The sequence below is a fragment of the Solidesulfovibrio sp. genome (assembly GCF_029978005.1).
Lineage (GTDB): Bacteria > Desulfobacterota > Desulfovibrionia > Desulfovibrionales > Desulfovibrionaceae > Solidesulfovibrio.
The window spans coordinates 1-25743 of the sequence record NZ_JARKOZ010000178.1 but is presented as its reverse complement, the minus strand read 5'-3'; the positions used below and the strand labels follow the sequence as shown (position 1 = coordinate 25743).

The following is a 25743-nucleotide window of genomic DNA, read 5'->3' as shown; positions in this document are numbered from 1 at the left end:
CGGTGGCGGCTGCACGCCCCCTCGCGGATGAAGACCACGGACTCGGCGATGTTGGTGCACTGGTCGCACACCCGCTTGAGGCCGTGGGCGATGAAGCTCACCTGCACGGCCCGCTCCACCGGCCGGGCCACCTCGCGCATGTACTCCGTCATTTCCTTGAGAATGGCCACGTTGATCTCCAGGATGTCCTCGGACTCCTCGCACACGCGCCGGGCGAGGTCGAGGTCCAGTTCGGCGAAGCACACGGCCGTGCGGGCGAGGAACTCGCGCGTGGCCCCGGCCAGTTCCTCCAACCTGGCCGGCGGGGCGATGGGCTCGCGCTCGGCCAGCCACAGCCCCCGGTGGGCGATGCCCACGGCCTGGTCGGCGATGCGCTCGATGTCCCCCACCGCGCGCATGCAGCCGAGGATGTAGCGCAGGTCCCTGGCCACGGGCTGGTACAGGGCGAGCAGACGCAGAATCTCGGCGTCCAGGGCGCACTCCAGATTGTCTATGGTCGCATCCGCGGCGATGACCGCCCGGGCCGGGCCGGGATCGCGTTCGAACACCGTGCGCAGCGCCTTCTCCACGGCGACCTGGGCCATGTGAAAGGCCGTGAGCATGTCCGTCTTGAGCTTTTCCAGGTCCGCTTCGATGATCCGTTCCACGCCGGCCCCCCACTCCAGGAAAATCGTGCAGGCAATGACTGCAAAGCGTATCCAACGGCCACACGTCTGGCAAGACTTCCGCCGAATTGTCACACAAACACTTTCCCGGACGCGCCGGGACAAGTCGGTATCCCCGGCGACGCCAACATACTTTTCCGTATCCCCTTGCATTTTCGGCCGCAGCGGCCAAAATCGGCCAAACGCCGGCGCGTCCGCCTTTCCGCCGCCGCGCTTCCAAAGGAATCCCCATGACCCGACTTTCCGCCGGCTCTCCGGCCATGGTGCTCGTCACCGTCTGCATCGCCCAGTTCATGGCCCCGTTCATGCTCACCTCCGTCGGGGTGGCCCTGCCGTCGCTCGGCCGGGAACTCGGGGCCACGGCCATGCAGCTCGGGCTCATCGAACAGCTCTACGTGGTCTCCCTGGCCATGGGCATGCTGGCCTTCGGACGCTTCGGCGACATCGTGGGCCAGCGCCGGGTGCTCCTGCCGGGCCTGGCCGTCTTCACGGCGCTCACCTGTTCGCTGGGATTCACCCGCTCGGTGGACATGGTGCTCATCCAGCGCTTCTTCCAGGGCATCGGCGCCTGCATGATGCTGTCCGGGTCCCTGGCCCTGGTGGCGGCGGCCTATCCGCCGGAGCTGCGGGGCCGCAAGATCGGCCTCGTCTCGGCCTGCACCTACGCCGGCCTGTCCGTGGGGCCGGTGCTCGGCGGCTACGTCACGGGCCATTTCGGCTGGCGGTGGGTGTTCCTCATGTCCGCGCCGCTCGGGCTCGCGGCCACGGCCATGTGCCTTTTCGGCATGCGCGAGGGGCCGGAGAACGCCTCGGGCGAACGCATGGACTGGCGCGGCGGGGCTTTTTACGCCGCAAGCGTCGGCCTGCTCATGCTGGGCGCGGCCCATGCCCGGGAGCTTCCCCTGGGCCCGGCGATGCTCGCCGGCGGACTGCTGGGGCTGGCCGTCTTCCTGCGCCTGCAGGCCCGCACGCGCTGCCCCCTGCTCGACATGAACCTGCTGGCGCGAAACCGCTTCTTCACCCTCAGCTGCCTGGCGGCGCTCGGCAACTACGCCGCCACCTTCGGCATCACCTTCCTCATGAGCCTGTACCTGCAGTACGCCAAGGGCCTGTCGCCGCGCCAGGCCGGGTTCGTGCTGCTCGTCCAGCCCATCCTGCAGGTGGTGGCCTCGCCCGTGGCCGGCCGGCTGACGGAGCGCTTCGCCGCGGAAAAGCTGGCCACGGTCGGCATGCTGGTCAGTTCGGCCGGGCTGTTCCTGGCCGCCGCGACCATAAGCGCCGCCACGCCCATCTGGGTGCTCGTCGCGGAACTGATGATCATCGGCGTCGGGTTCGGCATCTTCATCACGCCCAACTCCACGGCCATCATGGGCAGCGTGCAAAAGCGCCAGTTCGGCCTGGCCTCGGGCATGATCGCGGCCATGCGCACGCTGGGCATGGCCGTGTCCATGACCTCGGTCACGCTGATCTTTTCGCTTCTGATGGGCGACGCGACCATCACGGCCGGCACCCTGCCGGCCTTCCTGGTCAGCATGCGCATCGGGCTTTCGGCCTTCGCCGTGTTCTCGTGCCTGGGGGTCATTTTGTCGTTCTGGCGGGGGAAAAAACCGGGCAGCGCCGCCCCGGGCGGCGAGGGCCGCGCCTGCCGGCAAGACGCGAACACTTGACGCCTGCAACATTCACAGAGAGACTGCCGCTACCGGAACACTCCGGCCATGTGCCACGCGTGGAATCCATGAAAGCCTGGATCCAGTCGCGCCATGCCTAAATTCGAGGAGGAAACCGCATGCAGGCCGTCCCCGTACAGCAGTGCGACAAGAGAACGCCCCCCCTTTCCTTGGAAGGCGCGCCCCTTGAAAACGTCATGGCCGCCGCATTCTTGTTTCTGTCCTTTTTCCTGTTGCTGTGCCTTTGCCCCCGGGCGGCCCACTCCCAACAGCAGGGACGCCTGGAACATCTCAGCCAATGGCTCGGCAAAGCGCCTTTCGAGAAAATCCAGGGGAGGACGCTGTTCAACGACAAGGCCTTTCGCGAGGCGTTTTCGAGCACCGTCGGGAACACCCTCGCCACCTATTTCTTCGATGCCTACGCGGGCGCGGGCCGCTACTTCCACAGCGCCAACATCGAGCAGAACGCGGGCGTCCTGCTGGTGCCCGTCTCCGACCTGTCCGAAAACTTCTCCGCCATGATGCTGATCGACACCAAGCAAGGCGCCATCGACGTTTGCTGGAACGGCGATCTCTCCGTCGACGGCAGGGACACCCTTCGCATCGACACGCTGTTCCTGCACACGGGCGAGAAGATTCCCGTCGCGGAAAACTCCTGCGACCAGTTCACCGTCGCCTCCCTGGCCCAGGCCAGGCGATCCGGCAAGGATTCGGCCAAGGAAGCGCGCCTCGTGGAGGAAAAGTTCGCCCGCTACAAGGAGGACGGCCGGCGGTACGAGGCCAGACGCAAGGAGGAGGAGGCCAGGCCCTACGCGGACTCCAAGTTCCGCAACGACCAGAAGTCCAGCGACCTTGCCCAGTGCAAGAAAATGACCCACGCGCCCTGCGATTTGGCGCAATGCCTGGAAGCCAGGCTGGGGTTCTGGAAGCAATCCGCCCAGGCCAGACTGGATCTGCTCGGTCGCAACTACGGCGCCAACCGGGCGGCCCTGGATCCGGTCGTCCGCGAGCATGACGCCAGGAACAAGGCCCTCCTGGGCGCCTGGCAGGCGCAGCTGGCCGACGCCAACGCCTGCGAGCGCCGCGCCCAGGCCTTGGCGGCCCTGGCGTCGGACCAGAAACAGTACACCTGGGACCTGCATTCCCTCCCCACGGACCCGCCCAAGGCAAAAAGCCCCGCCGCTGCCCAGCAAGGCGGCATGCCCATGGCTGTCGCCAACCCCCTCGAGGGCACCTGGGTCGGAAAATTCCAGCTCATCAACGGCAACGGGAAGTCCTACAGCTACGTGTCGCAATACAGGATAACCGCCGACCCGGCGAAACCCGGCCTTCTCCGTTTCACCCAGGTGGACACGCTCTCCTTCCTGAACCTCAACGACAACTTCTCCTGTTCCGGCCAAAACGCCTACACGATCAACTACGAAGGAAAAATCGTCCCGGAAGGCGACAAGCTGCGCTTCATCCAGAAAACGGTTTCCAACCCCGCCTGCGGCACGCCGGAATCGGACTATTTCCGGCTCAACGGCGAGTCCCTCGAAGCGGTGCGGGTCAACGGCGGCAAAATCACCAAAGGCGCGTGGAAACGTTCCTGAACAGGAGGGAAGGTTCTCGGAAAGGGCCGCTGTTTCGGCCCTTTCCGAGAGAACGGCGGCTACTTGTAGTAAATCTTGATCTCGTTGGTCCCGGGATTCTCGTTGCCGGGGGTGGGGCGGCCGGCGGTGATGACCACCGGCTCGCCGGGCGCGACGTCCGGGCAGGACCGCACGAACTCCTCCACCTTGGCGATGTGGTCGCCGCCCGCGCCGTCCATCAGGCGCGGCCGCACGCCCCAGGCGAAATTGAGGAAGCGCAGCACGCGCGGGTCCGGCGTCAGGCCGAAGATCTGCTGGCGCGGCCGGCGGCTGGAGGTGATGCGGGCGTTGTAGCCGCTGAGCGTATGGCACACGATGGCCTTGCCTTCCATGTTGTCGGCGATCAGGCAGGCCGAATAGGCCACGAACTTGCCCGGGTTCTTCTCCCGCTTGGGCGCGTAAGGCGAAGGGATGCGCTCCAGGTAGTACTCCAGCGCGTTGTCGGAAATTTCCCGCATCACCCGCACCGTCTCGACCACGTGGTCGCCCACGGCCGTCTCCTCGGACAGCATGACGCAGTCCGCGCCGTCCAGGATGGCGTTGGCCACGTCCGTGGACTCCGCCCGGGTCGGGATGGGGTTTTTCACCATGGACAGCAGCATCTGCGTGGCCACGATGACCGGCCGCTGGGCGTGGCGGCAGGCCCGGATGATCTTTTTCTGGATGATGGGCAGCTCCGGGATGGGGCACTCCAGGCCCAGATCGCCGCGCGCCACCATGACCGCGTCCGTGACCTTGAGGATCTCGTCGAGATTGTCCACGGCGTTTTGGCGCTCGAGCTTGGAGACCACGGGCATCCACACGCCGTGCTTCTTGATCTCGTCCTTGGTCATGACCACGTCGCCGGCGTTTTGCACGAAGGAGATGGCCACGGCGTCCACGCCCACGTCGATGCCCTCGTGGAGGTCCTTGACGTCCTTGGCCGTGAGCGCCGGCAGGGGATGGTGCTTGCCGGGGAAGGCGATGCCCTTGTTGGAGGAAAGAAGGCCCGCGTTTTGGGCCTCGATCTCGTAGAGCCGGTCGGCCTTGATCTCGCGGGTGACGTGGAACTGGAGCAGGCCGTCGCTCAAATTGACCGGCATGCCCACGCGCAGCCCGGCCAGGAGTTCGGGCATGTCGAGCGACACGAACACCCGCTCGTCCCGGGCCGGGTCGGGCCGCTCGTCGGGGAGCCCCAGCAGCAGGGCCTCGCCCTTGCCCACGGTGCGCGGCGAATCGGCCACCTCGCCGATGCGGGTCTTGGGGCCGCACAGATCGGCCAGGGCGGTCAGCGGAATGCCGAATTCGCCCTCCAGGGACCGGATGGTCTTGATGACAGGTTCGAAATAGGCGGCGTCGGCATGGGAGAAGTTCAGGCGGAAGATGCGCACGCCGTGCCGGACCATCTCACGCATGGTTTCGGGCTTGAGCGACGCAGGTCCCAGGGTGGCCACGATCTTGGTGTGCATGTTTGCCTCCAGGCGTATCCGGTCCGCTTCCCGCCGCGAGGCGGGAAAAAGCGGATGCATGCCGGACGGGTTTGGGATAGGCTAAACCCCGGCTGATTGCCGTTTCGCGACAACCCCCTGTCTACCGAGGGCGCGCGTTTTGGACAAGGCCGAAGGCATGTCGCCAAGGAGGGAATCGTTTCATGGGCAGCGACAAGGATCTCAACGGGGCCAAGGCCGCCGGAACCTGCAAGGAGGCCCGGGGCGGGCAGGAACCGTGCTTTCCGCCCGCGTCCTTCATCACGTTCGTCTTGTCTTTGGCCCAGTCGGCCATGGTGCTCATGGGCGAGGCCCCGGACCCGGAATCCGGCGCATACATGCAGAACCTGCCCCAGGCCAAGCACACCATCGACATCCTGGCCATGCTCGACTGCAAGACGCGCGGCAACCTCGGCGCGGAGGAACGCGAGGTCCTGGAAACCATCCTGTGCGAACTGCGCCTGGCCTACGTGAAAAAGCAGTAACCTCCCGGAGAACGCCATGGAAACCATTCCCGTCGGCCTCGTCGGCGTCACGGGCTATACCGGCATGGAGCTGGCCCGGATACTGGCCGTGCATCCCGTGCTGCGCCTGACGCGGGCCACGTCCCGCACCGAGGCCGGCAAGCCGCTTGCGGCCATCTACCCCTTCCTGCAGGGCTTCATGGCCGGCGACGTCCTTATGACCGAACCCGACGCCGCCGACCTGGCCAAGGCCTGCAAGCTGGTCTTTCTGGCCGTGCCCCACGGCGCGGCCATGGACTACGCCGCCGAGCTGCTGGCCGCCGGCCTTGCCGTGGTGGACCTCTCCGCCGACTTCCGCCTGGCCGACAAGGAGGTCTACGCCGCCTGGTACGGCCTGGACCACCGCCACCCCGAGCTTTTGCCCCAGGCCGTCTACGGCCTGCCGGAACTCTACGGCCCGGCCATCCGCCAGGCGCGGCTCGTGGCCAACCCCGGCTGCTACCCGACCTCCGTCATCCTGGGGCTGGCCCCGGCCCTGGCCGCCGGACTGGTCGAAACCGACGGCATCGTGGCCGACAGCAAGTCCGGCGCGTCCGGGGCCGGGCGCAAGGCCGCCGTGCCCACGCTTTTCTGCGAGGTCCACGACACCTTCCGCGCCTACGGCCTGGGCAAGCACCGTCACACCCCGGAGATCGAGCAGGAGGTGTCCAAGCTCGCCGGCGCGGACGTGACCCTGTCGTTCAATCCGCACCTGCTGCCCATCGACCGGGGCATCCTCTCCACCATCTACACGCGCCTCACGCGCCAGGCGACGGTGGAGGAGGTCCACGCGCTTTATAAAAAGCACTACGCGGACAAGCCCTGGGTGCGCGTGCTGCCGCCGGGGAAACTCCCGGAGACGCGCTACGTGCGCGGCACCATGTTCTGCGACATCGGGCTCGTGGTCGACGCGCGCACGGGCCGGCTCATCGTCGTCTCGGCCATCGACAACCTCTGCCGGGGCGCTTCCGGCCAGGCCGTGGCCTGCGCCAACCTCATGAGCGGCCTGCCCGTGGACACGGGCCTGCATCTGGCGCCGATGATGCCGTAAGGCCGAAGATGCGGGGAGGAAAACCCTTTTTGAAAAAAGGGTTTTCCTCCCCGCGCCCCTCCTTTCCCAAAAACTTTCAAAGGGGGGACACAGGAGAACGGGATGACGCTGGACAACGTACGCCGGCTCTACGAGCGCTTCGACACGGACAAGGAGCTGCGCGGCAAACTCTACGCGGCCGAAGGGCAGGAAGGCCGCGAGGCCGTGCTGCGCGAGGCCGACCTTTTTTTCACCGACCTCGAGTTCGACGAGATGGAAAGCGTGCTCCACGTCAAATGCCAGACCCACGAAGAAGCCGAACGCTTCTTCGAGTTCCGCGACTGGTGGAACTTCCTGCGCCATTCTTCGTAAGGAGCCTGCCATGGCCGACGCCCCCCTGCCCCAATGCGCCCTGTGTCCCATCGACTGGTCCGAACGCTTCTGCCGCGCCGGCAAAGGCAAGGCCCCCAAGGACTGCCCGTCCCTGCGCCTGCGCAAGCTGACCGAAGACGCCCAGGCGCGCACGACCTCGCCGGAACTCGCCCCCTTCGCCAAGGCGGCCTCGATCCAGGAAGCGACCTGCTACGAGGGTCGCGAAGCCGGCTACGACGCCGTGCGCGCGGTAAAGCCCCGCATCGTGGAGATCGTGGAATTCGCCCGCCGCATGGGCTACGCCCGCCTGGGCCTGGTCTTCTGCATCGGCCTGCGCAAGGAGGCGGCCATCGTCCATGAGATTCTGGCCGTCAACGGCTTCGAGGTGGCCTCGGTCTCCTGCAAGGTCGGCGGCGTGTCCAAGGCGGTCCTCGGCATCGGCCCCGAGGACCAGGTCGACCCAGGAGCGGCCCACGAGACCATGTGCAACCCGGTCATGCAGGCGCTCGCCGTCAACGCCGCCAACACGGACTTCAACGTGCTGCTCGGGCTTTGCGTCGGCCACGACTCGCTTTTCTTCAAGCACGCCGAGGCCATGGGCACGGTGCTCGCGGTCAAGGACCGGGTGCTTGGCCACAATCCCCTGGCCGCCGTCCACCAGTACGACAGCTACTACCGGTACCTGAAAAAACCCCTGCCCTAGGCCGTCAACCGCAACCCGCTGCGAGCGCCGGATCGCCGGACGCATGAGGCCGCGCCCGACATGGACAATCTCTTCTGGTACAGCGAAACGGCGATCTTCCTGCTCCTTGGGCTGCCGACCCTGGTCTACCTCGTCTACGCCTACCGCCGCAACGCGCCGTCCATCCGGACCCTCTCGGAAACCATCTCCAACTACAACCTCTTCAATTCGCTCTACTCCATCTTCCTCAGCATGGCCCTGGTCACGCTGCTCATGAACTTCAACAGCGTTCAGGACGACACCCGCAAGGAATCCGAGGACATCATCTCCACGGCGCGGCTTTTAAACGGCCTGGCCGACGCCGAAGCCATGAAACGAAGCCTTGTCGCCTACGCCAAGAGCGTGGTGGAATACGACCTGCCGGCCCTGCAGCGCGGCGAGATGTCGCCCCAGGCGGCCGAGGCTTTCGACGCCCTCTGGAACGCGGCCTACAGAATCAGGCTGACCACGAAAAACGAGGAGACCATCCACCGCCTGGTGCTTTCCGACCTCGGCGACATGACCAAGTGCCGGCTCACCCGGCGCATCAGGGCCAAGGAAAACCTGCACCCGATGATCTTCACTCTCATCGTGCTGGGCTACTACGTCATGCTGATAAAGACCTGGCTCACCCGCGTGGCCGACCGGCGCACGCAGCTGGCCTTCGAACTGCCCATGTTCGTCATCATCATCCTGGTCATCACGGTCATCCTCGACCTGAACACGCCCTTCGTGGGCATCGTCAACATCGACACCTCGGCCTTCGTCTACGCCCTGCAGCGCGCCACGGCCCTGGCCGGCCCGCTCCATCCGTAGCCGCCCCGGGCCGGGGCCGGTCCCCTGCCCGTCGCGGCCCCCATGGTATCTCCCCGTATGGTTAGGTTACTTTTTGGTGAGTGCTTGACAAAAAGAGCCTAATAGTCACTATACTTACTGTCGTTTGCCCATCGATTCGGGAAGGGCCACGCCCGCCAGCCGTGCTTCCCAAGGACGTTTATCGGCCCGGAGTCCAGACAGTATGCCCACATCGCCTTCCGACCCGAAGGACGCCCCCGCGCGCCCCGATCCGGTCGTGCCCGCGCCGTCCCCGGCCGCCCGCTCCAGGGGCCGGCTGCGCCTGATCGTCGCCGTCTCCCTGGCCGCCTGCCTCGGCGCGGGCGGGGTCTTCTACTGGCGGCACGCCCGCCGCTTCGAATCCACCGACGACGCCTTCATCGCCGGCCACGTGACCACGGTCTCGCCCCAGGTCGCAGGCCGGGTCATGGAGGTGCCGGTCGCGGACAACCAGATGATCCGCCAGGGCGACGTGCTGCTGCGCATCGACCCGGCCAACTACCGCACCAGGCTGGAGGCGGCCCGGGCGGCCCTGGACACGGCCCGGCGCAACCTGGACGAGGCCGTGTCCCAGGAGGGCGCGGCCCGGGCCACGGCCGAGGCTTCCGGGGCCCAGGTGGCCTCGGCCCAGGCCACCTCGGAGAACGCCGAAAAGGAACGCGGCCGCTACGACAAGCTGCTCGGCCAGCGGGTGGTGGCCCAGGAAGCCAAGGACAACGCCGACACCGCCGCCCGCACCAGCCGGGCCGCCCTGGACGTGGCCCGCAAGCGCTACGCCGCCGACCTGGCCCAGGTCGCCCTGGCCGCGGCCGGCATCGACACGGCCAGGGCCAAGGTGGGCGAGGCCCAGACCGCCGTGGACCAAGCCGCCCTGGACCTGGCCCACACCGAGGTCCACTCCCGCGTTTCCGGCCGGGTGACCAACAAGGCCGTGGAGCCCGGGGACTACCTGCAATCCGGCCAGGGCGTCATGAGCCTGGTCCAGCCCGACGTCTGGGTGGTGGCCAACTTCAAGGAGACGCAGCTGACCGGCATGCGGCCCGGGCAGGCGGCCCTGGTGGAGGTGGACGCCTTTCCGGACCGGGAGCTCAAGGCCCACGTGGACAGCATCCAGCACGGCACCGGCGCGGCCTTCAGCCTCCTGCCCCCGGAAAACGCCACGGGCAACTACGTCAAGGTCGTGCAGCGCGTGCCCGTGAAGATCGTCTTCGACGAACCGGACATGGGAGCCAGCCTGACCCTTTCGCCGGGCATGTCCGTGGTGCCCACGGTGCGGGTGCGCTGACGCGCCGGAGCATGCATGGCGACGCCGTCCGAAGCCTCCGCCGTCTGGCAGCCCCGGGTCGATCCCTGGCTCATCGCCGCCGCGGTCATGCTGGCCACCTTCATGGAGGTCCTCGACACCTCGGTGGCCAACGTGGCCCTGCCCTACATCGCCGGCAACCTCTCGGCCACCCAGGACGAATCGACCTGGGTGCTGACCAGCTACCTGGTGAGCAACGCCATCGTGCTGCCCATGACCGGATGGCTGAGCACCACCTTCGGCCGCAAGCGGTTCCTCATGACCTGCGTGGCCGGCTTCACCCTGGCCTCGGCGGCCTGCGGCGCGGCCCCGACCATGGCCGTGCTGGTGCTGGCCCGGGTCGTCCAGGGCGCGGCCGGCGGGGCGCTCCAGCCGCTGTCCCAGGCCATCCTCATGGAGAGCTTTCCGCCGCAAAAACGGGGCATGGCCATGGCCGTGTTCGGCATGGGCGTGGTGGTGGCCCCCATCGTCGGGCCGCTGCTCGGCGGCTGGATCACGGACAACATGACCTGGCGGTGGATCTTCTTCATCAACCTGCCGGTGGGCGTGGCCGCCCTGCTCATGTGCCAGACCTTTCTGGAGGACCCGCCGTACCTGTCCGAGGCCAAGTCGCGCCGGGCCGGCAAGGTGGACTACGTGGGCTTTTTCTTCATGGTGGCCTGGCTTTCCACCCTGCAGATCGTGCTCGACCGGGGGCAGGAGGTGGACTGGTTCGCGGCCCAGTGGATACGCTGGTTCTCGGGCGTGAGCCTGGCCTCCATGATCGCCTTCGTCGTCTGGGAACTGCGGGCGCAATACCCGCTGGTGGACCTGCGGGTGCTGCGCGACCGCGATTTCGCCGCCTGCACGGCCATGATCGGCGTGGTCGGCGTGGTGCTCTACAGCGCCATCACCCTGCTGCCGCTGTTCATGCAGACCCTCATGGGCTACTCGGCCTTCGACAGCGGCATGGCGCTGAGTCCCCGGGGCGTCGGGGCCATCGTCGCCATGATTCTGGTGGGGCGGATCATCGGCAAGGTGGACACGAGGGTGCTCATCGGCCTGGGCTTCACGCTCATGGCCTACTCCTCCTACCGGTTCACGGAGATCGACCTCGACATCTCCATCGCGGCCATCATCTGGCCGAGCGTGCTGCTCGGCCTGTCCATGGCCATGGTCTTCGTGCCCCTGACCACCCAGGCCATGTCCAACCTGCAAAACGAGCAGATCGGCAACGCGGCCGGCATCTTCAACCTCATGCGCAACATCGGGGGGAGCATCGGCATCTCGGCCTTGATCGCCCTGGTGGACCGGGGGGCGCAGACGCACCAGGCGCTGCTCGCCGGGCATCTGCGGCCGGACAACCCGCGCTTTTCCGCCTACCTCGACGCCCTGCAAGGCTACCTGTCCCGCCACGCCGATCCGGCCCTGGCCAAGCTCAAGGCCCTGGGGCTCTCCTACGACCTGCTGGTGCAGCAGGCCACGCTGCTGGCCTACGTGGACAGCTTCCGGGTCCTGGCCTACCTGTGCCTTTTCTGCATTCCCGGAGTGCTGCTGCTGCGGCGGGCGAAAAAGGGCGTCAAGCCGGTCATGGGGCACTAAGGGCCGCCGGTCCGCGCCCCTAAGCCGAACGGAGCAGGGAGCGGACGGAGGGGAGGCCCTTATTCGGCGGCCCTTCCCGCGCGAGGCTTGTGGCACGCGCGGCAGCCAACCGCCTCATGCGCCGGCTTCCCCGCGCGGGCCACGGCACTTCACAAGGCAACGGACGCCCACCAGCGCGGCGGCGAACCCTGAAGCCGCGCCCAGGCCCAAAGCCCAGCGCGGACCGAACCGGTCGGCCACCCAGCCGACGATGGGCGCGCCGATGGGCGTGCAGCCCAGGGCGATGGCCAGACGAATGGCCATGACCCGCCCTCGCATGTCTGGCTCGGCGGCAAGCTGCATCAGGCTGTTGGTCGTGGTGGTGAATGTCAGCGCCGCAAGACCGGTGAAGAAAAGCGCCAGCCCGAAGAGCGCGCCATTGGGCATGACGGCGGCCAGGCTGCCGCTCACGCCGAAAAGAACGGCGCTGGAAAGCAGATGCCTCATGCGCGGCCTCTCCCGCCGGGCGGCCAGCAAGGCCCCGGCAATGGTGCCCAGGGCCAAGAGCGAATAGAAAAGCCCATAGCGGCCCGCGCCGGCATGGAAGACACTGACCGCCATGGTGGAGATGAAGATCGGAAAATTGAGTCCGAAGGTGCCGATCCAAAACAGCATGATCAGAACGGCTTTCAGGTCCGGCCGGTTCCAGACGTAACGAAAGCCTTCGACGAAGCTCCCCCTACGCCAAGCCGCCCGGCTGTTCGGATACAGCTCCCGGACGCGCAGGAAGGCCAGGGACCACAGCACGGCCAGGAACGAAACCGCGTTGAGAAGAAACACCCAACCGGTTCCCACCGAGGCGATCAGCACTCCGGCAACGGCCGGGCCGACCATGCGGGCGGCGCTGAACGAGGTGGAATTGAGGGCCACGGCATTGGCCAGGTCCGCCTCCCCGGCCAGGTCCGCCACAAAAGTCTGTCGTGCCGGGGCATCGAAGGCCGAAACGCACCCCAGCAAAAAAGCGAATATGTACACGTGCCACAGGCGCACGGCGCCGGAAACGGTGAGCAGCCCCAGCCCGAGGGCCAGGGCCGCCATGGCCGCCTGGGTGGCGAGCAGGAGCTTTCGCCGGTCGAAATGGTCCGCGGCGAAACCGGTCCAGGGCATGAAAAGCAGCTGCGGCCCGTATTGCAGCGCCATGACGACGCCCACGGCCGTGGCGTTGTTGCGGGTCAGCTGGGTCAGGACGAGCCAGTCCTGGGCGACGCGCTGCATCCATGTCCCGATGTTGGACACCAGCGCGCCCATGGCCCAGAGCCTGTAGTTGAAGCCGGTCAAGGACCGGAAGGTGCCTTTCCAGAATCCGTTCATGGCGTTGCCGCGAGGCGTCACCGCCGCCCGCCGTCAAGGAGGGCGACGATTTCGCCGGTTGCGCCGGTTTCCCCAAGCCTGGGGAAAATGCGTTCGACGCTGTTGGCGTGGGCCTCGGCGTTCATGTCCGCCACGGCGTCCAGGGCCAGGATCACGTTGAACCCCAGGGCATAGGCTTCCCGGGCGGTCGATTCCACGCCGATGCTGGTGGCGACGCCGGCGATCACGACCTGGCTGACGCCTTGGCCGGCCAGGTATTGGGCCAGGCCCGTGTCCGCGAACGCACCCCAGGTCCGCTTGGTCACGACATGATCCCCGGGCTGCCGGTCGAGTTCGGGCAAAAGCTCCGTCCAGTCGGGCGGCAGATCCATCCGGCGCGCGCCCTGCTCCGTCCGGCCCGGCGGCAGGCCGGCCACGTTGACCAGCACCACGGGCAGCCCCCGGCGGCGGAAGGCTTGCGCCAGAAGCCGCGCCTGGGCCACAACCCGGGCCACGGCCGGGGCGGCGTTCGGGGCGGCGGCCATGGCCGCTATCCCTTTTTGCAGATCGATCACGAGAAGCGCCGATTTCGGATCAAGAACGCTTACGGACATGCGATGCTCCTTGACTGGGGAAAAACGGGAACGGTCCGGGCGGCGCGGCGGACCGGATCAGGATTCGCCCAGGCGCTTGATCAACGCCGCGGCGGCATGCAGCGCCTCCCGCTCGGACGGCTCGAGCATTTCCAGCTTGGCCTGCAACCACTGGAGCTTGAGGAGCCGGTTGCGCTGTCTGGTTTCCCGGCCACGCTCCGTGAGCCCGAACAGCACCTGTCGTCCGTCCGTCGGGTGCGGCCGCCGCGTCACCATCCCCTCCCGCTCCAGGGCGGCCAGGGTGACGCCCATGGACTGGGGCTTGACCGACTCCGCCCGGGCGAGGTCCGCCGTGGTCAGCCAACCCGTGCGGCTCAGGTGGCCCATGGCCGCGCGTTGGGACAGGGTCAGCGCGGCCGGGTTCGATTCCGCGCGCAGCCGCCGCAGGAGTTGCCCGGTGGCCAGCAGCAGTTCCTCGACGACCGCTTCCAGGGAGGCGGGGGATTCGTGGGCGTCGTTCATGCCGGACGAGTAGAAAATGACAGAAAGACTTGCAAGTTAAACTGTTGAAATGCGCCGCAGGCGGGGTTCCTTGGCCACGGAATCCCCATCCGCCTGCTTCGGCATTAATTTCAATGTGTTTGATCTTGGAGAGATGCGTATCAAGGACGCCGTGCGAACCTAGGGCTCGCTCATCGCTTCGTGCAGTCCCCGGATGACGGGATCGAGCAGGTAGCTCGCCACCCGGCGCTTGCCGACGAGGATCTCGGCCGTGAGCGTCATGCCGGGCAGGAGCCGAAATTCCGGGCCCACGTCGCGAAGCTTCGTGGAAGTCAGGCGGATGCGGGCCTTGTAGTGCACGCCGCCGTCCTCGTCCTCGCCGCCGGGAGGGGCGTTTTCCTCCACGAAGGCGTCGGGGCTGACCATGCGCACCACGCCGTCGAGAAAGCCGTGGCGCTGGAAGGGATAGGCGGCGAGCTTGAGGCGGGTCGTCTCGCCCTCGGCGATGTGGCCGATGTCCCTGGCCGCGATGACCACCTCGGCCTCCAGGGCCCCGGGGCCGTCGCCGAGCGGCACCAGGGTGCAGAACGTCTCCGCCGCCTTGGCCACCGAGCCTTCCGAGAGCGGGGCCACGTCCTTGACCACCGCGTCGGCCACGGCCACGAGATCCACCAGTTCGCTGCGCCGCGAGGCCTTGGCCAGGGTGTGCTCCACCTCGTCGAGCTGCTGGCCCGATTCCAGGAGTTGGCTGGCCGTCTGGGAATACCAGTTGCTGATGAAGGCCTGCCGCTCCATCCTGGCCTGGTTGAGCTTCTCCTTGAGCTGCTCCTCCTTGTCCACGGCCTTGGCGAAGAGGTCGTCCACGCGCAGCCGCTCGCGAAGCGCGCCCAGGTACTCCACCTTGCTGGCGCTGCCCTCGGGGGAGAGCTTGGCGTACATGCCCTCGATCTGCTTGGCCAGGTCGGCCTGCTCGGTGAGGCGCGCCTGCTCGTTTTTGACCGCAGCCAGGCTTTCCTCCAGCGTCGCCACCTCGCGCTCGCTGGCCTCCACCTTGGCCCGGTACTCCTCCTTGCGCAGGGTGAAAAGGGCCAGGCGCACCCGCGCCTCGGGGTCGTCCGATTCCTTGTCCGACTCCGGCAGGGGCTTGCCGTAGAGTTCGGCCGAGAGCAGCGCCGTGAAGGCGGAAAGAAAGCGGCGCTTGGCCACGAGCTGGCCCATGTCGGCGCTGGCGAAGGTGGGGTCCAGGGTGGCCAGCACCGCACCCTTTTTGACCACGTCGCCCGGGCGCACGTTGATGGCCCGCACCACCGCCGTCTCCAGGGGCTGGACCAGAATGGGCGGCACCCTGGTCACGAGCATGCCCCGGGCCGAGACCACCCGGTCGAGCTCGGAATACCAGGACCAGACGCCGCCGAAGACCAGGGCGGCGAAGATGAGGTAAAGCGCCCAGCGCGCCTGGGGCGGCAAGCGCCCCTCGCCCACGGCCACGGCGTCGGGCTGGAAGTCCATGGCCTCGCGGCGGATGCGGGCCATGTCAGCGCATCCCCTTGGTCTGGCGCTCCCACAGGGTACGGTAGATCTCGCAGCGATCGAGCAGCTCGGCGTGGGGGGCCACGTCCACCACCTTGCCCTGGTCCAGGACCATGATGCGGTCGGCGTTGCGCAGGGTGGAGAGGCGGTGGGCCACGATGATGGTGGTGCGGCCCTTGGCGATGCCGTCGAGGTTTTCCTGGATGCGGGCCTCGCTTTCCGGGTCGAGCGCGCTCGTGGCCTCGTCGAAGATCATGATGCGCGGGTCCTTGAGCAGGGCCCGGGCGATGGCCAGGCGCTGCTTCTGCCCGCCGGAGAGGTTGGCGCCGTTTTCCTCGAGCAGCGTGTCGTAGCCGGCGGGCAGACGCTCGACGAACTCGTCGGCCCCGGCCAGCCGGGCCGCCCGGCGCACCTCGTCGAGATCGGCCCCGGGGCGGGTCATGGAAATGTTCTCGCGCACGGTGCCGTGGAAGATGAAGTTCTCCTGGAGCACCACGCCGATGTTCTGGCGCAAGTGCACGATGTCCAGGTCGGTTATGGGCACGCCGTCGAAGCTGATGCGCCCGCCGGACAGAGGGTAGAGGCCCTGGATGAGGCGGGTGAGCGTAGTCTTGCCCGAGCCGCTGCGCCCGACCACGCCGAGGACCTCGCCCGGCTCCAGGCGCAGGGACACGCCGTCGAGCGCCGGGGCGTCGCCGGGATTGTAGGCGAAGCGGGCCTCGTCGACGGCCAGCCCGCCCAGAATCTCGGGCCTGGCCCCGCCGCGCACCAGCCCCGGCTCGGGCTTGCGGTTCATGACCTCGCCCAGCATGGCCACGGCCAGGTGGACCTTCTGGTATTCGTGGATGAGTTCCACGATGCGAATGAGCGGCATGGTCACGGACTGGGACAGCATCTGGAAGGCGATGAGCTCGCCCATGGACAGCGTGTTGTCGAACACGCCCCGCGCGCCCACCCAGATGACGGCCACGGTCATGAGCCGCTCCAGGGTCTTGACCAGGGCGTTGCCGAGGGCCGACATCTTGCGCACGCCGAAGTTGCGGGTGACCGCCCCGGCCGAGCCCTCCTCCCAGCGGCGCTGGCGCGTGCCCTCGAGGGCCAGGCACTTGATGGTGCCCACGCCGTGGATGGTCTCGACGAGCAAGGCCTGCCGCTCGCCCTCGGCGGCGTAGAGCGCCATGAGCCGGCGGTGGAACGGCCCCACGAGCAGGCCGATGGCCCCGGCCGTGACCAGGGCGAAGACCAGCACGATCATGGTGAGCCTGGGGCTGTAGAGGTAGAGCACGGGCAGAAAGACGATGAGCGAGGAGGCGTCGAGCAGCGTGTTGAGCAGGTTGCCGGTGAGAAACTCCCGCACCTGGTCGGTCTGCTGCATGTGCTTGATGATCACGCCAGCGAAGCTGCGCTCGAAAAAGGGCAGCGGCAGCTTGATCATGTGGGCGAAGGTCTCCATGGCCAGGCGCAGGTCGATCTTGGTGGTGGCGAAGCGCAGGAGGTATTCGCGCAGGTAGCGCAGCGCGCCCTCGAAGAGGATGGCGGCCACCACGCCGACGCCAAGCACGTTGAGGGTCGAAAGCGTGTGGTGGGCCAGCACCTTGTCCACCACGTTCTGGAAATAGAGCGGCACGGCGAAGGCCAGGCCGTGCATGAAGAAGGCGATGCCGGCGATCTCGAGGAAGATGCGCTTCTCCCTGGCCACCTGCGGCCAGAACCAGGACAGGCTGAAGCGTTTGGCGTCGGCGGCCTCGACCTTCCTCTTGCGAAAAAGGGCGACCTCGCCGGTGAAAAGCCCGGGCAGCTCGGTCTCGGGCACGAACACGAAGGGGTTGCCGCCGGCGGCGCGCTCCCGGTCGTAGAGCACGAGCTCGCGCCCGCCGCCCGGGACCTGGCGCATGCCCGAGAGCACGGCCGTGGTCCCGTCCCGGCGCACGGCCAGGGCCGGATAGGCCTCGCCCAGTTCGAGAAAGCCCTGGGGAGGGATGCGGCGGCGCTTGGCGGCCAGGCCCAGCGAGCCGGCCAGGCGCAGGATGGTGGCCATGGTCAGCTGCCGGCCGGCCAGGCCGTTTCGTGAGACGAGATCGGCCGTTCCCGTGGACAGGCCGTGATGGCGGGCGATGACGACGAAATCGTCGAGCGCCGACGGCGGCAGGCGTCCCATGGAGCCTAGTCCCGCGTCCGCTCGCAGGGGTCGTCGCCGCTATCGTCCCCAGGCCCGGTTTCGGCTTCGGCTCCGCCGTCCAGGGGCTTGAGCTTGCGGCGCAGGCTTTCGCGGCTGATGCCGAGCAGCCTGGCGGCGCGGGTGCGGTTGCCGCCGCATTCGGCCAGGCAGGCCTCGATGGCCTCGCGTTCGAGCTCCTTGAGCCGGCCCACCTCGGCCCGGTGGACCACGGCCCCGGTCATGGGGGCCACCGGGGCCACGCGCTCCAGGGCGTGGCGCACCTCGCGCGAGAGGTCCTCCACGTGGATGGTGTCGGTGTAGGCCAGGGCCACGGCGCGCTCCACCTCGTTTTCGAGTTCGCGGATGTTGCCCGGCCAGGGGTAGTGCATGAGGGCCTCGCGGGCGCGCTTGGAAAAGGACATGCGTCCACGGCCCATGTTGCGGGCGAAGCCGGCCAGAAAATTTTCGGCCAGAAGCGGGATGTCGTCGGTGCGCTCGCGCAGCGGCGGCAAATCGAGGTGCACGACCTTGATGCGGTAGTAGAGGTCGCGGCGGAACCGGCCCAGCTCCAGGTCCTGCTTGAGGTCGCGGTTGGTGGCCGAGACCAGGCGGATGTCCACGTGCATGGGGCCGCGCCCGCCCACGGGCACCACCTCGCCGAGCTCCAGCACGCGCAGGATCTTGGCCTGGCTGGCCTCGGTCATGTCGCCGATCTCGTCGAGGAAAAGCGTGCCGCCGCTGGCCCCCTCGATGATGCCCTTGCGCTTCTCCACGCCCGTGGCCACGCCCTTTTCGATGCCGAAGAACTCGCTTTCGAACAGCGTCTCCGGCACGGCCGTGCAGTTGACGGCCATGAACGGCCCGTGCCGCCGCCGGCCGGAATAGTGCACCACCTTGGCCACCATCTCCTTGCCCGTGCCGGTCTCGCCGGTGATGAGCACGTTGACCGTGGTCTCGGCCACGCGCTGGGCGAGCTGGAGCACCTTGGCCATGCGCGGGCTGGCCCCGATGACGCGCGAGGGGGAGAAATTCTGGCGCAGTTGGCTTTTAAGGGCCGCGTTCTCGATTTTCAGCTGCCTCTCGATGCGCCGCAGCTCGCCGTGGGAGTTGTCCAGGCGGTCCACGGCCTCCTCCAGGAGCTTTTCCCGGTCGCGCACGTAGACGAGCATCTGCTCGAACCGGTCGAGGAGCTCGATCTGGGCCTTGGGGCGGCCGGGCACCTTGTCGAGCTGGCGGCGGCAGGCGAGCATCTCGTCGCTTGCCGCCTCGTAGGCGGCGTCGGAAATGAGGGCGGCGAAACGCGACAGCCGCCCGGTCAGGTCCGGGGTCAGCATCTGGGGCGCTTGGGGCATCGAACCTCCCTTGCCCCGGCGACGCGTTCTGCGGGGCATGGAACGCCATTGGCTTATCCGAATTTACATTCCCACGCAATTCAAGCCTGTTACCCGCTCCCTGGAAAGAGCGCCCTTCCGGAGGCGTTTGCGCGACCCGGACGCGACGAAGCGGCCACGCCGCCCCTTGGGCTGTCTTGGGAAAAGCGCCTCGGATGCGGGCGGCCCCGCCTCGTTTCGTGGCGGGCAAACGCGCTTCGCATTCTCTATTATCCAATAATAACTTATAGATATATTCTGGCATGATCCTCGCTGTTAGGGGAATCAGGAAAGGGCAACGGGAAACGCAACCAACCAATTCCCCGGAGGGTAGGAAAATGAGCTGGAGTTCCTTTTTTTCCAAGGTGACGTCTGTGGTGAAGTCCGTGGCCGCTGCGGTGAGCAACGCCATCCCGGCCGCCAGTTCCCTGGTGAGCACCGTGACCTCGGCCGCCAACTGGGTGGCCAACACCGTGAGCACGGCGGCGAACTGGGTCTCAAACACGGTTTCGACAGCGGTCTCCTTCGTCAAGGAGACCGTGTCCACGGTCTCGAGCATGGTGGCCGACGCCGCCTCGTCCACGGGCTCGGCCCTGGTGTCGAAGATCCAGGATACCGTGGCCTACGTGGCCGACCGGGTGAACACCGCCGTGGAGTGGACGGCGGACAAGGTGGCCACGGCCGTGGACTATGTGAAGGACACCGTGGCCACGGGCACGCAGTACGCGAACACCATCGTTGACCAGGCCAAGGACGTGGCCAGCGCCGTGACCAGCGGCTCGTCGTCCACCTCCACGTCCACCGCCGCCAACACGTCCGGCACGACCACGACGGCGGACAGCACGGCCAAGACCTCGACCGAGGGCGCCACCACGACCGCCGCGACCACGGGCGACTCGGCCGCCTACAAGGACTACACGGGCGTGACGTCCAGTGCCTCCTCCACGACGACCGTGGCCGACACGTCGAGCACGAACAAGAGCCAGCTCCTGGCCGCCTAGCTCCGGCCATCCCCCCAAGGGGCGCGCCGCCGACCGGCCCTCGGCGGCGCGCCCCCGATCCTCCCCCGGATGCGTCCCGGAGGAGGCCGCGGGGACAGATGCCAACGGCCCCCGGCGACGCCGCCGGGCAACCGCAGGAGGGAAGAGACATGAGCTGGGCATCCTTTCTTTCCAAGGCCGTGTCCGTGGTCAAGGCCGTCGTCACCGCCGCCCCGGCCGTGGCCTCCCTGACCGCCACCGTGGCCTCGGCCGCCTCCTGGGCGGCGCAGACGGCCAAGACCGCCGTCAACTGGGTGTCGGACACGGTCTCCACGGCAACGGCCTTCGTCAAGGAGACGGCCGCCACCGTGTCGAGCATGACGGCGGGCATCTCCTCGGCCACGGGCTCGGCCCTGACGAACATCCTTTCGGACACGGCCTCCTACCTGGCGCAGCAGGCGTCCACGGCCGTGTCCTGGACTGCGGACAAGATCGCCACGGCCTACGAGTTCACCAAGGACGCCGTGGCCACGGGCACGGCCTACGTGGCCAAGATCACCTCGGAGGCGGCCACCGTGGCCGAGGCGGTCAACGCCGTCAGCGACGCCGCCTCGGCCACGACGTCGTCCGCCGCGTCCGCGAGCGGCACGACCAACGCGACCGCCACGGCCTCGGACTCGACGTCCGCGACCACGGCCGCCACGGGACAGACGGCCGACGCCGCCGCCAAGACGACCGCCGTCACGGCCGGCGCCGCCACGGGCGACTCGGCCGCCTACAAGGACTACACGGGCGTGACGTCCAGCGCCTCCTCCACGACGGCCGTGGCCGACACGTCCGGCACGGGCAAGAGCCAGCTCCTGGCCGCCGCCTGACCATGAGGCGCCCAAAGCAAACGCCCCCGCCGGCCGGCAGCCGACGGGGGCGTCTTCGCATCCGGATTCGCGAGCGATCCGGCTAGTCCTCGCCCAGGCCGTTGCGGTCGTCGAGGACGCGCTTGGTCTTGCCGTAGCTGCGGGGCAGGCTTCCGGGCGGCAGGATCTCCACCCAGCCGCGCACGAGCAGGTGCTTGCGCAGTTCGATGGAGATGGCTTCCGAAAGGTTCTGGTCCAGGTCGGCGCTGGCCGCGGGCTTGCGTTCGACCTTGACCACCATCTGGTCGCGGCCGTCGCGGCGGATCAGGCGGATCTGGAACTCGCTGTCCACGTCGCGGAACTCTTCCAGGACGCTGGCGATCTGGCCGGGGTAGATGTTGACGCCCCGGAAGATGAACATGTCGTCGGAGCGGCCGCAGATGCGGTCGTGGCGCGGCAGGGAGCAGCCGCAGGAACACTCCCCGGGCAAAAGCCGGGTCAGGTCGCGGGTGCGGTAGCGAATCAGCGGCACGGCCTCCTTGCACAGGCTCGTGACCACCATCTCGCCCACTTCCCCGGGCGCGACCGGGGCCAGCGTCACCGGGTCGAGCACCTCCAGGACGAACTTGTCCGCCCAGTAGTGGATGCCCTGATGGGCCGAGCACTCCAGGCCCGCGCCCGGGCCGTAGAGCTCGGTCATGCCCGTGATGTCGAAGCTCTCCTCGAGTCCCAGCCACTTCTCGAAGCGGCGGCGCATCTTGTCGGTGTGGGTCTCGGCCCCGAAAATGACCTTGCGCAGCTTCAGGCGCTTTCGCATGTCGCGCTTGTGCACCTCCTCGGCCATGAGAAGGGCCATGGAGGCGGTGGAGCACAGGCAGGTCGTGCCCATGTCCTCGAGAAGCTGGAGGTGGATCTCCATGTTGCCGGGCCCCACGGGCAGGGCCATGGCCCCGAAGCGCTCGCAGCCCAGCTGAAAGCCGGCCCCGGCCGTCCACAGGCCGTAGCCCACGGCGATCTGCACCCGGTCCAGGGTGGTCAGCCCGGCCAGCTCGTAGCAGCGGGCGAACATGTCCTTCCAGGTGTCGATGTCGCCTTGCGTGTAGGCCAGGATCTTGCGCTTGCCCGTGGTGCCGGAGGAGGCGTGGATGCGCACCACCTGCTCCTCGGGCACGCACAAAAGGGGCAGGGGGTAGCCGTCGCGCAGGTCCTCCACGGTGGTCACGGGCAGGCGGGAAAGGTCGTCCAGCGAAAGCGTCTGGCCGGGATCGTAGCCGGCCCGAGCCAGGCGCTCGCGGTAGACGGGGCTGCCGGCGAAGGCGTGGCGGCAGGTCCAGTTGAGGCCGTCGGTCTGTATGGCGGCCAGGCGTTCGGGGGAAAGTTCCGGCAGAAAACGGTAACGGCTCATGCGAAGGCTCCGGGAAGCAAGATCGGTGGGGGGTTTTATCCGAAAACCGCGATAAAGAAAACGCCCGCGACCATCAAAAGCGCCCCCGGCAGGCGATGCCGCAGGTCGGGTTCGCGAAGGACCAGCGCGCCGAGCAGCACGGCGAAAACGATGCTCAGGCGCTTGACCGCGATGACGTAGGCGACCTGGGTCATGGGCAGGGCGTACATCTGGCAGACGATGCCGATGCCCTCGAGCAAGCCGGCAACGGCCACGGGCCAGGGCGGCAGTCCCGGCAGGCGCGGCCCCGCGCCCCGGCCCAGAAGGCGTGGCCCGAGCAGGGCCAGGGTGGTGGCGGAATAGACCGAAGCCCCCCAGAAAAGCGGCGAGGATGCAGTGAGGCCCAGCTTGTCGATGTTGGCCCCCACGCTCCAAATGGCGGCCACGGCCAGCATGAGCCGCGACCCCTTGTGCGTCAGCAGGGCCTTGACCGGGCCCCAGAAACCGAAGCGCCGCTCCCGGAGGTTCAGGACATACGCGCCCGAAACCACCAGGGCGATGCCGCAAAGCCCGCCCGGCTCGGGAAATTCGCCCACGGTCACGGGCGAGGTGGCGAGCAGGAAAAGGGGCGTGAAAGCCAGCATGGGCAGGGTCAGGGACAGGTCGCCGGCCTTGAGCGCCAGGCCGTAAAGCCAGTAGGTCACGCCGCCGAGCCCGCCGCCGACGAGCAGGCACGTCCAGAACGGCCCGGACAGCGACACCGGCGGCCCGGCGGCCACGGTGAGCCACAAGAAGACCGACACCGACAGGCAGTAGCCGATCATGGCCGTGGTGGCGTCCATGCCGCCAAGGGACTTCTTGAGGAAGGTGTCCTTGACCGCCTGGGTCAGAGCCGTGACGCAGGAAAGGGCGAACCAGTTCATGAGGCCGCCCGGTCCCGGGGATGCGTTTCGAACGCAACGGCAGGCGGCGTGGCCATCGGGGACTTCTTCATTGTCTTTTCCGAAACGCCCCGCCGCGCGCCGGGGCAGGACACCCTATCCGCCAACGCTTGCCGGGGCAAGGTGACGCGACCGGGCGGACTATGGTATCCTGCAACCCAGGCCGTCGTCGCCACGGGCATCACACGGACAAGGAGCGCCGCATGGAATGGGGCGAGGTTTTTCCCATGGCCGCCAGCGCGGTCAAAACCGGATGGCTCACCGCCCTGTTCGGGGGCATGCTGGTCTTGTGGGTGGGCCTCTTTTTCTTCCTCAACCACATGATCCGGGGCGCGGCCGAGGCCGAGATCGCCCTGCGCGGCGGCAACCTCGTGGTGCGCGGCGCATTCTACGGCCGCGAGATCCCCCTGGCCGAAGTGGACGTGGACGGAGCCGTGCCCTCGGACCTCGGCCACGGCGGGCCCAAGAGCCTCAAATGGCGCACCAACGGCATCGGCATGCCCGGCCTCGCCGCCGGCTGGTACAAGCTCGGCGACGGCGAAAAGGCCCTGGTCTTCGTTACGGACAAGACCCGGGCCGTGTACGTGCCCACGCGGCTCGGCTACGCCGTGGTGGTGAGTCCCGGCGATCCCGACCGGTTCCTGGCCGCCCTGCGGCGAGCCGCCGCCCGGGCCGCGGCCGACCCGCCGCCCGCCGGCCGCCCGGGCGCGAACCTGCCCACGAGCTGACGCCCCGCCCCTCCCGCAACCACAGACGGCCGGAATCCGAGGATTCCGGCCGCCGTCGTGGGGTTTTGGGGTTTGGAGGTTGTGTGGGATGCGTTCTATGGTCTGCCCGGCTTGGCCGGGCCGCCTTGCTCGTTTCTTGCGGGTCGCCTTGCGTCGCCTTCGCGTTGATTCAAGATTTAGGCTAAATGAAAATAATAATCAAGATCAAAATTGAATTTTTTCCCGGTTCCCGCAAAAAAAGCCGGCCCATCATCCGCAAGCGCAGGTGATGGGCCGCAGTCTCAAGGGGGCAGGGAACAATTCCGCCGGGTTGCCCGGCGACAGCCGCCCCGTCCCCGGGTCCAGGAGGAGGCGGGATTTGGCCGTCCGAAGCACGGCTTTGTTTGCATGACCCGGGCCAGGGCCGTGACATCCCTTCGCGGCGAGAAAGGATTCCACGGCCCCGGCCGCGCCCGGGTCCTGTCCCCCAAGAGCCGATGCCGCCCGCCACGGCGACGACAGGGTGCCTGTCCGTCGCCGCCGCCGCGACCGGCGACGCGAAACCCCGCTTCGCGCCCGCCGGCTCCCGAAACACGCCGCGCCCTCCCCTCGCCTCCCGATCGTCACGATATCCCGCCACGACCAAGTCCGTCTCGGGACACCTCAGGGAGGAAACCCGGCAATGGTTATTACTAATTTTTATTTCGTGCCACTGTCAAGCAAAAACGTCGCGTCAAGCCTTGACCCACCCGGCCGCCAGGATACGATGCAGGCAACGAGGTAGCCATGCACGACATGCCGGACATCCTGCCCATCACCGCCCCGGACGCCATCGAACGAAAATCCCTGGCCATCATCGACGCCGAAGTCCCCGAACCGCGCCCCTTCGACGGCCGGAAATGGGAGATCGTGCGCCGGCTCATCCACACCACCGCCGACTTCGAAATGCTCGACCTCATCCGGTTCTCCCACGGAGCCGTGGAAGCCGGCCTGGCCGCCCTGGCCGCCGGCGCGACCATCGTCACGGACACCGAAATGGCCCGTTGCGCCATCCCCACCCGGCGCCTGACGCCCCTCGGCTGCTCCGTCCGCTGCCTCGTAAACGCCCCCGAAGTCGAGGCCGCGGCCAGGCAAACCGGCGGCACCCGCGCCGCCGCCGCCATGGACGCCGCCCTGGCGACCCTCCAGGCCCCCCTCGTCCTGGCCATCGGCAACGCGCCCACCGCCCTGCTGCGGCTGCTCAAACACCTCGACGCCGGCACGCCCCCGCCCGCCCTCGTCATCGGCATGCCCGTGGGGTTCGTCAACGCCGCCGAATCCAAAGCCCTGCTCATGACCAGGGCCGACGTGCCCTGGATCGCCATCTCCGGCCGCAAGGGCGGCTCGGCCCTGGCCGGAGCCACGGTCAATGCGCTGGCGATCATGTTGCTGCGGGAGAAGGAGACGGAGGGGAAGAGGTAAGATGCCTCCGGCGGCAAGGAGGGGGTGACCCCCTCCTTGACCTCCCCGACGGGTGCGGGTGGAGAGGTGGCCGGGAACGGCAGGCGGCGAGGCGTCGGTCGTTGTGGTCTCGGAAATGGGGCGGGCGACGCAGGCCGCAAAGCCGGCCAGCACCGCCCGCCC

At 67.9% G+C, this 25743-nt stretch carries 23 protein-coding genes; 13 read left to right on the top strand and 10 right to left on the bottom strand.

Annotation, left to right across the window (positions count from 1 at the left end; translation table 11 throughout):
• The coding region (phoU, locus tag Q1K70_RS19080) for a phosphate signaling complex protein PhoU (protein ID WP_300163222.1) at nucleotides 1-647 on the bottom strand (647 nt) is incomplete at its 3' end.
• 248 nt (nucleotides 648-895) lie between these two features.
• On the opposite strand from phoU, the gene Q1K70_RS19075 reads away from it, so the two are divergent.
• Entirely contained in the window at nucleotides 896-2332 is a 1437-nt protein-coding gene (locus Q1K70_RS19075) for an MFS transporter (protein ID WP_300163221.1), read from the top strand.
• A gap of 119 nt (nucleotides 2333-2451) precedes the next feature.
• Nucleotides 2452-3924, top strand: coding sequence for a hypothetical protein (locus Q1K70_RS19070; RefSeq protein ID WP_300163219.1), 1473 nt, complete (start codon nucleotides 2452-2454; stop codon nucleotides 3922-3924).
• A gap of 59 nt (nucleotides 3925-3983) precedes the next feature.
• Here Q1K70_RS19070 and pyk read toward each other — a convergent pair whose 3' ends face one another.
• Nucleotides 3984-5411 (bottom strand): pyruvate kinase, encoded by a 1428-nt coding sequence (pyk, locus tag Q1K70_RS19065; RefSeq protein ID WP_300163216.1) that lies wholly within the window; start codon nucleotides 5409-5411, stop codon nucleotides 3984-3986.
• A 182-nt stretch (nucleotides 5412-5593) separates the two neighbouring features.
• Here pyk and Q1K70_RS19060 point away from each other — a divergent pair, with 182 nt between their 5' ends.
• From Q1K70_RS19060 to Q1K70_RS19030, 7 genes are all read left to right on the top strand, one after another.
• Nucleotides 5594-5914: a DUF1844 domain-containing protein gene (locus tag Q1K70_RS19060; protein WP_300163213.1), complete on the top strand. Its 321-nt coding sequence runs from the start codon at nucleotides 5594-5596 to the stop codon at nucleotides 5912-5914.
• A gap of 16 nt (nucleotides 5915-5930) precedes the next feature.
• A complete protein-coding gene (gene argC / locus Q1K70_RS19055) occupies nucleotides 5931-6983 on the top strand; it encodes an N-acetyl-gamma-glutamyl-phosphate reductase (protein WP_300163210.1) in 1053 nt (350 codons plus the stop codon).
• Between the two features lie 102 nt (nucleotides 6984-7085).
• Nucleotides 7086-7334, top strand: coding sequence for a Nif11 family protein (locus Q1K70_RS19050; protein ID WP_300163207.1), 249 nt, complete (start codon nucleotides 7086-7088; stop codon nucleotides 7332-7334).
• A gap of 10 nt (nucleotides 7335-7344) precedes the next feature.
• Complete coding sequence (locus tag Q1K70_RS19045; protein ID WP_300163204.1) at nucleotides 7345-8037, top strand: DUF1847 domain-containing protein; 693 nt, start codon at nucleotides 7345-7347, stop codon at nucleotides 8035-8037.
• Between the two features lie 60 nt (nucleotides 8038-8097).
• Entirely contained in the window at nucleotides 8098-8871 is a 774-nt protein-coding gene (locus Q1K70_RS19040; protein WP_300163201.1) for a DUF4239 domain-containing protein, read from the top strand.
• 202 nt (nucleotides 8872-9073) lie between these two features.
• On the top strand, nucleotides 9074-10174 hold the full coding sequence (locus Q1K70_RS19035; protein ID WP_300163198.1) for an HlyD family secretion protein: 1101 nt from the start codon (nucleotides 9074-9076) through the stop codon (nucleotides 10172-10174).
• A gap of 15 nt (nucleotides 10175-10189) precedes the next feature.
• Nucleotides 10190-11773 carry a DHA2 family efflux MFS transporter permease subunit gene (locus tag Q1K70_RS19030; protein WP_300163195.1) on the top strand — a complete coding sequence of 528 codons (1584 nt, stop codon included), beginning with the start codon at nucleotides 10190-10192 and terminating at the stop codon, nucleotides 11771-11773.
• Between the two features lie 114 nt (nucleotides 11774-11887).
• Here Q1K70_RS19030 and Q1K70_RS19025 read toward each other — a convergent pair whose 3' ends face one another.
• The 6 genes from Q1K70_RS19025 to Q1K70_RS19000 all read right to left on the bottom strand — a co-directional run bounded on the left by Q1K70_RS19025 (nucleotide 11888) and on the right by Q1K70_RS19000 (nucleotide 19236).
• A complete protein-coding gene (locus tag Q1K70_RS19025) occupies nucleotides 11888-13123 on the bottom strand; it encodes an MFS transporter (RefSeq protein ID WP_300163192.1) in 1236 nt (411 codons plus the stop codon).
• A gap of 17 nt (nucleotides 13124-13140) precedes the next feature.
• The gene (locus Q1K70_RS19020) at nucleotides 13141-13716 is read right to left on the bottom strand and encodes an isochorismatase family cysteine hydrolase (RefSeq protein ID WP_300163189.1); all 576 of its coding nucleotides are present in this window, start codon (nucleotides 13714-13716) and stop codon (nucleotides 13141-13143) included.
• A 57-nt stretch (nucleotides 13717-13773) separates the two neighbouring features.
• Nucleotides 13774-14217: a MarR family transcriptional regulator gene (locus Q1K70_RS19015; protein ID WP_300163186.1), complete on the bottom strand. Its 444-nt coding sequence runs from the start codon at nucleotides 14215-14217 to the stop codon at nucleotides 13774-13776.
• Nucleotides 14218-14376: 159 nt separating this feature from the next.
• Entirely contained in the window at nucleotides 14377-15729 is a 1353-nt protein-coding gene (locus Q1K70_RS19010; protein WP_300163183.1) for an HlyD family type I secretion periplasmic adaptor subunit, read from the bottom strand.
• 1 nt (nucleotide 15730) lies between these two features.
• Nucleotides 15731-17884 carry a peptidase domain-containing ABC transporter gene (locus Q1K70_RS19005; RefSeq protein WP_300163181.1) on the bottom strand — a complete coding sequence of 718 codons (2154 nt, stop codon included), beginning with the start codon at nucleotides 17882-17884 and terminating at the stop codon, nucleotides 15731-15733.
• A 5-nt stretch (nucleotides 17885-17889) separates the two neighbouring features.
• Nucleotides 17890-19236, bottom strand: coding sequence for a sigma-54 dependent transcriptional regulator (locus tag Q1K70_RS19000; RefSeq protein ID WP_300163178.1), 1347 nt, complete (start codon nucleotides 19234-19236; stop codon nucleotides 17890-17892).
• A 356-nt stretch (nucleotides 19237-19592) separates the two neighbouring features.
• On the opposite strand from Q1K70_RS19000, the gene Q1K70_RS18995 reads away from it, so the two are divergent.
• A complete protein-coding gene (locus Q1K70_RS18995; protein WP_300163176.1) occupies nucleotides 19593-20255 on the top strand; it encodes a hypothetical protein in 663 nt (220 codons plus the stop codon).
• Between the two features lie 149 nt (nucleotides 20256-20404).
• Complete coding sequence (locus Q1K70_RS18990; RefSeq protein ID WP_300163173.1) at nucleotides 20405-21109, top strand: hypothetical protein; 705 nt, start codon at nucleotides 20405-20407, stop codon at nucleotides 21107-21109.
• An 82-nt stretch (nucleotides 21110-21191) separates the two neighbouring features.
• Here the strand turns inward: Q1K70_RS18990 and Q1K70_RS18985 are convergent, their stop codons facing one another.
• Nucleotides 21192-22493, bottom strand: a complete 1302-nt coding sequence (locus Q1K70_RS18985; RefSeq protein WP_300163170.1) for a phenylacetate--CoA ligase — start codon at nucleotides 22491-22493, stop codon at nucleotides 21192-21194.
• Between the two features lie 35 nt (nucleotides 22494-22528).
• On the bottom strand, nucleotides 22529-23395 hold the full coding sequence (locus tag Q1K70_RS18980) for a DMT family transporter (protein WP_300163167.1): 867 nt from the start codon (nucleotides 23393-23395) through the stop codon (nucleotides 22529-22531).
• 221 nt (nucleotides 23396-23616) lie between these two features.
• On the opposite strand from Q1K70_RS18980, the gene Q1K70_RS18975 reads away from it, so the two are divergent.
• Nucleotides 23617-24141: a PH domain-containing protein gene (locus Q1K70_RS18975; protein ID WP_300163164.1), complete on the top strand. Its 525-nt coding sequence runs from the start codon at nucleotides 23617-23619 to the stop codon at nucleotides 24139-24141.
• 765 nt (nucleotides 24142-24906) lie between these two features.
• On the top strand, nucleotides 24907-25581 hold the full coding sequence (locus tag Q1K70_RS18970) for a precorrin-8X methylmutase (protein WP_300163161.1): 675 nt from the start codon (nucleotides 24907-24909) through the stop codon (nucleotides 25579-25581).
• Nucleotides 25582-25743 lie beyond the last annotated feature (162 nt).